General features: G+C 66.0%; 5 protein-coding genes and 2 pseudogenes. All 7 read left to right on the forward strand.

From position 1 onward, the window contains the following. Positions 1–99 precede the first annotated feature (99 nt). Positions 100–974: pseudogene (locus WC493_RS14405) on the forward strand (integrase core domain-containing protein). 381 nt (positions 975–1,355) lie between these two features. Then, complete coding sequence (locus WC493_RS14410; protein ID WP_373066228.1) at positions 1,356–2,387, forward strand: sigma-54 interaction domain-containing protein; 1,032 nt, start codon at positions 1,356–1,358, stop codon at positions 2,385–2,387. Positions 2,388–2,618: 231 nt separating this feature from the next. Then, entirely contained in the window at positions 2,619–3,221 is a 603-nt protein-coding gene (locus WC493_RS14415) for an NAD(P)H-dependent oxidoreductase (protein ID WP_373066229.1), read from the forward strand. A 22-nt stretch (positions 3,222–3,243) separates the two neighbouring features. Beyond that, on the forward strand, positions 3,244–4,368 hold the full coding sequence (gene sfnG, locus WC493_RS14420; protein WP_373066230.1) for a dimethylsulfone monooxygenase SfnG: 1,125 nt from the start codon (positions 3,244–3,246) through the stop codon (positions 4,366–4,368). A 57-nt stretch (positions 4,369–4,425) separates the two neighbouring features. Next, the gene (locus WC493_RS14425) at positions 4,426–5,286 is read left to right on the forward strand and encodes an ABC transporter ATP-binding protein (protein WP_373066231.1); all 861 of its coding nucleotides are present in this window, start codon (positions 4,426–4,428) and stop codon (positions 5,284–5,286) included. A gap of 11 nt (positions 5,287–5,297) precedes the next feature. Further along, complete coding sequence (locus tag WC493_RS14430; RefSeq protein ID WP_373066232.1) at positions 5,298–6,179, forward strand: branched-chain amino acid ABC transporter permease; 882 nt, start codon at positions 5,298–5,300, stop codon at positions 6,177–6,179. Positions 6,180–6,181: 2 nt separating this feature from the next. Further along, a pseudogene (locus tag WC493_RS14435) lies at positions 6,182–6,687 on the forward strand (branched-chain amino acid ABC transporter permease); the annotation flags it as partial.

Here is a 6,687-nt window from a genome sequence, read left to right on the forward strand (position 1 = left end):
CCCGCCCGGATGTGCCTCAGTGACCTGCCACCTGAAAGCTGGACCGTGCTGAGCTGGAAAATTCTAATTTAGCCGTCCTGGCCGGGCGGAGGATTTTCCATGAAGAAGTCGCGGTTCAGTGAGCAGCAGATTGCCTTCGTCCTGAGGCAGGCGGAGGAAGGAACGGCGGTCGCCGAGGTGTGCCGGAAGGCAGGGATCAGCGAGGCGACCTATTACAGTTGGCGCAAGAGGTACGGCGGCCTGATGCCTTCCGAGATGAAGCGGCTGAAGCAGCTCGAGGAAGAGAACGCCAAGCTCAAGCGGATCGTGGCGGACCTGTCGCTGGACAAGGAGATGCTGCAGGGCGTGATCAAGCGAAAGCTCTGGGGCCTGCGCGGCGGCGCGAGTTGGTCGACCAGGTCAGAGGAGCGTGGCAGGTCTCGATCCGTCTGGCTTGCTCTGTCCTTCAGGCCGAGCGCTCCAGCTACCATGACAAGGCGAGGCGCCGCTCGCAGGCCGCACTGTCGAAGCGGATCAAGGAGATTGCGGAGACGCGGGTGCGTTACGGCTATCGTCGCATCCATGTGTTGCTGCGCCGGGAGGGCTGGCTGGTGAACGCCAAATGCGTTTGGCGGCTCTATCGCGAGTTGGGCCTGCAACTGCGCAACAAGACGCCGAAGACGATCCGTGTCGACAACGGCCCGGAGTTCGTCTCGAAGGAGCTCGATCTATGGGCGTTCATGCGGGGTGTCACGCTGGACTTCTCCCGGCCCGGTAAGCCGACGGACAACTCGTTCATCGAGTCGTTCAATGGCAAGTTCCGGGCGGCGTGTCTGAACGCGAACTGGTTCCTCAGCCCCGACGACGCGAGGCAGGAATGCGAGGCTTGGCGTAGAGACTACAACGAGGTGCGTCCCCACAGCTCGATCGGCGGCAAAACGCCGAGAGAGCTTCATCCGCCGACCGGCCGTCCCGGCCAGCCGGTCGGCGAATGAAGCCGGAATTTCCCGGCTCACCTGGTCCAAAATTGGGGCCCAGATCAAATGACCACAGGTCTCTGCTCCCGACTGGATGAAGCAAAAGGGGTCAGGTCAGGCGCGGCGTGGCTCCGGTCGACCGATAGGACCAGTGCTCTGCCACCGGCTGCAAATTGATTTCAGTTATTCATCATTGACGTAGAATTATTTAAAATACAGATAATCCGGGTGTGTTTGCATTCGTGAGGCGGGAGATGGCCGGCATTCGTCAGTTGAGCCGACTGTATCGGCCCCCGTCCCGGCCTCGGGAGCAGGGTCGAGCGCGATGTTGCTGATCGCGAGTGGTTACTGCCGGCCGGGGTCCCGGGCGGCCGTGCTTTTCGTCGACTGGAGGCAACCATGCCGGAAAACAATGTGATTGCCATTTCGCCGGGCGCCGCGGCGCATGCCCCACCGATCTTCGTCGATCCCGCCTCGGTCCGTCTCGAGGCCGAGATCGACCGCGTCGCGCGTGCCACCGTCCATATCCTGCTGCTGGGCGAGACCGGTGTGGGCAAGGAACTGGTGGCGCGCCAGATCCACGAACGGAGCACCCGCCGCAGCCGTCCCTTCGTCGCGGTCAATTGCGCCGCCCTGTCCGAGAGCCTGTTCGAGAGCGAATTGTTCGGTCACGAGCGCGGTGCCTTCACCGGGGCGGTGACGGCGACGGCCGGCTGGTTCGAGGCGGCCGACGGCGGCACGCTCTTCCTCGACGAGATCGGCGAACTGGCGCCCGCCATGCAGGCCAAGCTGCTCCGCGTGATCCAGGAGCGGGAAGTGACCCGGGTCGGCGCCCGGGTGGCGAAGCCGATCAACGTTCGCCTGGTCACGGCGACCAATGTCGACCTCGAACAGGCGATCGCGGTCGGCCGCTTCCGCGAGGACCTCTATTACCGGATCAAGGTGGCGGCGCTGCGCATCCCGCCCTTGCGCGAACGGCCGGGCGACATCCTGCCGCTCGCCCGCCATTTCGCCGCGCTCTACGCCTCGTCTCCCGGCCCCGTCCATTTCTCCGCCGAGGCCGAGGCGGCTTTGCTGCGCCACGGCTGGCCCGGCAACATCCGCGAGCTGGAAAACGTGATTCAAGCGGCCTTGGTCGGATTGCGCACCTCCCTCGTCACCGCTCTGGACCTGAGGCTCAGCCAGCGGCGCGGTGCCGCCGCCCCGACCGACGGCCGCATGGACCGCCTCGGCGGCCTGCTCGACGAATTGCTCGGCTTCGACGCGCCCGATCTGTTCGGCCGGGTGCAGCATCTGCTGGTGGCGCGGGCGCTCGCCGCGAGCCACGGCAATCAGATGCAGGCGGCCGCCAGCCTGGGCATCACGCGCAACGTGCTGCGCACACTGATGCAGCGCTACGGCCTCATCGGACCGCCGCGACGTAATTCTTAAGATTGCAGAACGCCGAAAGGCGCCGCCCACCAGCGGCGCCTTTCTTCTTGGCCGATTTCCCGGGTTGGGCGAGGGCAATTGCTGATTTCTGTGCAGTCGATCAACCGTCCTGCGGCAATCCCGACAGAGATTGAGCGAGCAAAAAAGTATAACTCGCAGAAACACTGAAAAAATATGTTGGCATGATTCTTGATGTTGTTACCTGGTGTAATTTTGTAACCAGGTGATGCCGTGCCCTATTCAACGCCTTTCCATCTCGTGTCGGTGAACGGTAGCCCGCGTGCGCCGTCGCGGACGGGCAGCCTGCTGCAGGTCATCAACGACGCGCTGTCGGTGCGGCTGCCGGTGCGGCACAGCGCGATCGACCTGGCCGGCGAGGCATCGGCACTGCTGGCGGCGCCGACGCGCGACCGCCTCTCGCCCGCGGGCGAGAGCCTGGTGCGCACGGTCGAGGCCGCCGACGTCCTGATCCTGGGCACGCCGGTCTATCGCGGTTCCTATTCAGGGCTGTTCAAGCATCTGTTCGACCTCGTCGGGTTCGACGCCCTGGCCGGCAAGGTCGCGGTCCTGGCGGCGACCGGCGGCTCGCCCCTGCACGGCCTGGTGACGGAGCATCAACTGCGCCCGCTGCTCGGATTTTTCGGAACCTATACGGTGCCGACCACCGTCTATGCGACCGAGGCCGATTTCACCGACTACCGCCTGACCAACCCGGCGATCGGCGCCCGTGCTGAACGGGCGGTGAGCGAGGCGGCCCGCCTGCTCGACCGCCGGGCGCTGGTTGCCCCGCTCACCGTCGCCCCGCCCGCCGTCACCCTCGTCCAGACCGCCTGAAGTCCCGAGCCGGAGAACGCCGATGAACGCCGTAACCCCCAAGATCACCGCCGCCGACGCCGTCAAATTCGCCTATTGGGTGCCCAACGTCTCGGGCGGCCTGGTCGTCTCCAAGATCCCGCAGCGGACCGAATGGAACCTCGACTACAACATCGAGCTGGCGCGCATCGCGGAGCGGGCGGGCTTCGACTACGCCCTGTCGCAGATCCGTTTCATCGGCTCCTACGGCGCCGAATACCAGCACGAATCGACGACCTTCTCGACGGCGCTGCTGGCCGCGACCAGCCGGCTCAAGGTGATCGCCGCGATCCTGCCCGGGCCGTGGCATCCCGCGGTGATCGCCAAGCTCGGCGCTTCGGCCGACCAGCTCTTCGGCGGGCGCTGGACGATCAACGTCGTCTCCGGCTGGTTCAAGGGCGAATTCACCGCGCTGGGCCTGCCCTGGCTCGAGCATGACGAGCGCTATCGCCGCAGCCGCGAATTCATCGAGGTGTTGAAGGGCATCTGGACGCAGGACCATTTCACCTACAAGGGCGATTTCTACCAGATCAACGATTTCAACCTGCGCCCGAAGCCGCTGCAGGCGCCGCACCCCGAAATCTTCCAGGGCGGCAACAGCAAGGCCGCGCGGGAAAATGCCGGTGCCGTGTCCGACTGGTACTTCATGAACGGCAATACGCCGGACGGCCACAAGGCGCAGATCGACGACGTCAACGCGATCGCCGCGCGGAACGGCCGCGCCGGCCAGGTGAAATTCGGCGTCAACGCCTTCATCATCGCCCGCGAGACCGAGAAGGAAGCCAAGGCGGAACTCCAGGCGATCATCGACCAGGCCGATGCGGAAGCGGTGAACGCCTTCGGTGGTGCCGTGAAGCAGGCGGGCCAAGCAGCACCGGACGGCCAGGGCATGTGGTCGAAGTCCGGCTTCAACGACCTCGTCCAATACAACGATGGCTTCAAGACCAATCTGATCGGCACGCCCGAACAGATCGCCGAGCGCATCTATCACCTGAAGACCCTGGGCGTGAATCTCGTGCTCGGTGGCTTTCTGCATTTCCAGGAAGAAGTCGCCTATTTCGGCGAAAAGGTGCTGCCGCTGCTGCGCGAACTCGAGCGAGCCAAGCCGATCGAGGTCGCCGTCGCCTGACCGTGTGTGGGCGCCGGGCCGGCCGACGCCGGCCCGGAGGCCGGAGGATGTAACGTCATGAGTGATCCGATCACCACGGCCTGGGCGCTGGAGCAGTTGGGCCATACCCCGGCCTTCACCCGCGAGCGGGAGACCCAGGTTGCGCGGGCGACCGGTGCGCTGCTGTCGCTCGATCGCGTCAGCCTCGCCTTCGGCGGCGTCAAGGCGCTGTCCGAGGTCGGCTTCGCCGCCGCCGCGGGCGAGACGCTGGCGATCATCGGCCCGAACGGCGCCGGCAAGAGCTCCCTGCTCAATGTGATCAATGGGATCTACCGGCCTCAGGCCGGCCGCGTCCTCTTCAATGGCCGCGATCTGACCGGGCGGGGCGCGCGCCGCGCGGCCAAGGCCGGGATCGCCCGGACGTTCCAGAACATCGCCCTGTTCAAGGGCCTGAGCGTGATCGAGAACATCGTGACCGGGCGCAGCCTCAGTCATCGCGCCGGCCTCGCCGAGCAGATCCTGGGCCTGCCCCGGGCGCGCCGCGAAGAGGCGGAGGCGCGGGCCGAAGCCCAGCAACTGCTCGATTTCCTCGACCTCCACGGCTTCGCGGAACGGCCTGTGGCGGCATTGCCCTACGGCGTGCAGAAGCGCGTCGAACTGGCCCGGGCGCTCGCCGCGCATCCGAAGCTCCTCCTGCTCGACGAGCCGATGGCGGGCATGAGTGCGGCCGAGAAGCAGGAACTCTCCGACGCCGTCAATGCCGCCAAGGCGCGTTTCGGCACGACCGTCCTGCTGATCGAGCACGACATCGGGGTCGTCATGAACCTGTCCGATCACATCGTCGTGCTCGACTACGGCGTGAAGATCGCCGACGGCACGCCCGAGGCCGTGCAGCGCGATCCCCGCGTGATCGAAGCCTATCTCGGCGCCCGCCACTGAGGAGCGATACGATGGATTTCCTGCTCGAAGTGCTGGTCGGCGGTCTGCTCTCCGGCGTCATGTATTCGCTCGTCGCGATCGGCTTCGTGCTGATCTACAAGACTTCCGGCGTGCTCAATTTCGCCCAAGGGGCTCAGCTCCTGTTCGCGGCGCTGACTTTCGTCAGCCTGGTCGAGCGCGGCCTCCCCTTCGTTGCCGCTCTGGCGGCCACGCTGGCGGCCATGGTGGTGATCGGGCTGGCGATCGAACGCCTGGTGCTGCGCCCTCTGGTGAACCAGCCGCCGATCACGCTCTTCATGGCGACGCTGGGCCTCTCCTATGTGATCGAGGGGGCTGCCCAACTGCTCTGGGGCGCCCAGGTCCACGGGCTCGAACTCGGCATCGACGATTCCCCGATCGAGGCGGCCGGCATCTTCATCAGCCAATTCGACCTTTTCGCCGCCGCCGTCGCCGGCCTGATGGTCGCAGCACTGGTGCTGTTCTTCCGCAAGACGCGCACCGGCCTCGCCTTCCGCGCCGTCGCCGATGATCAGGTGGCGGCGCTCTCGGTCGGCATCCGGCTGCCCCGGGTCTGGGCCGCGGTGTGGATCGCGGCGGGTGTCGTCGCGCTGGTCGCCGGCCTGCTCTGGGGGGCGCGGCTCGGCGTGCAGTTCTCGCTTTCCCTGGTCGTCCTCAAGGCACTGCCGGTCCTGGTGCTCGGCGGCTTCGATTCGATCGCGGGGGCCATCGTCGGCGGCCTGTTGATCGGGGCGACCGAGAAACTGGCCGAAGTCTATATCGGCCCCTTCTTCGGCGGCGGCATCGAAGGCTGGTTCGCCTATGTCGCGGCCCTGGCCTTCCTGCTGATCCGGCCCTCCGGCCTGTTCGGCCAGAAACTCGTCGAACGGGTGTGACCATGGCCGACCTGACGCTTGCCTCCGCCCGTCCGTCGCTGCCCGCCTGGACGCGGCCGGTTCCGCTCCTCCTGTTGCTGGTGCTCGCCTTCGGCGTGCTGCCCTTCGTCGGCGATCAATATCTCTTCGATGCGATCTTGGTGCCTTTCCTGGCGCTCTCGCTGGCCGGTGTTGGCCTCAACCTGCTGACCGGCTATGCCGGGCAGATCTCGCTCGGCTCGGCCGCCTTCATGGCGGTCGGCGCCTTCGCCGCCTATAATTTCCTGCTGCGCGTGCCCGGTCTGCCGCTGCTCGGCGGGCTTGCTTTGGGCGGGCTCACGGCGGCCGGCTTCGGTCTCGTCTTCGGGCTGCCCTCGCTTCGCCTCAAGGGCTTCTATCTCGCGGTTTCGACGCTCGCCGCGCAATTCTTCGTGCAATGGGCGCTGACCAAATTCGACTGGTTCTCCAACGGTGATGCCTCTGGTGTCATCACGGCACCGCCGTTGACCGTCGCCGGGATCGATTTCGA

Origin of the sequence: Zavarzinia sp., from assembly GCF_041650655.1 — a bacterium.
GTDB lineage: Bacteria > Pseudomonadota > Alphaproteobacteria > Zavarziniales > Zavarziniaceae > Zavarzinia.

Coding starts and splice junctions, on each gene's coding strand:
- WC493_RS14410 (WP_373066228.1), top strand. CDS start 1,356: ATGCCGGAAAACAATGTGATTGCCATTTCGCCGGGCGCCGCGGCGCAT.
- sfnG (WP_373066230.1), top strand. CDS start 3,244: ATGAACGCCGTAACCCCCAAGATCACCGCCGCCGACGCCGTCAAATTC.
- WC493_RS14425 (WP_373066231.1), top strand. CDS start 4,426: ATGAGTGATCCGATCACCACGGCCTGGGCGCTGGAGCAGTTGGGCCAT.
- WC493_RS14430 (WP_373066232.1), top strand. CDS start 5,298: ATGGATTTCCTGCTCGAAGTGCTGGTCGGCGGTCTGCTCTCCGGCGTC.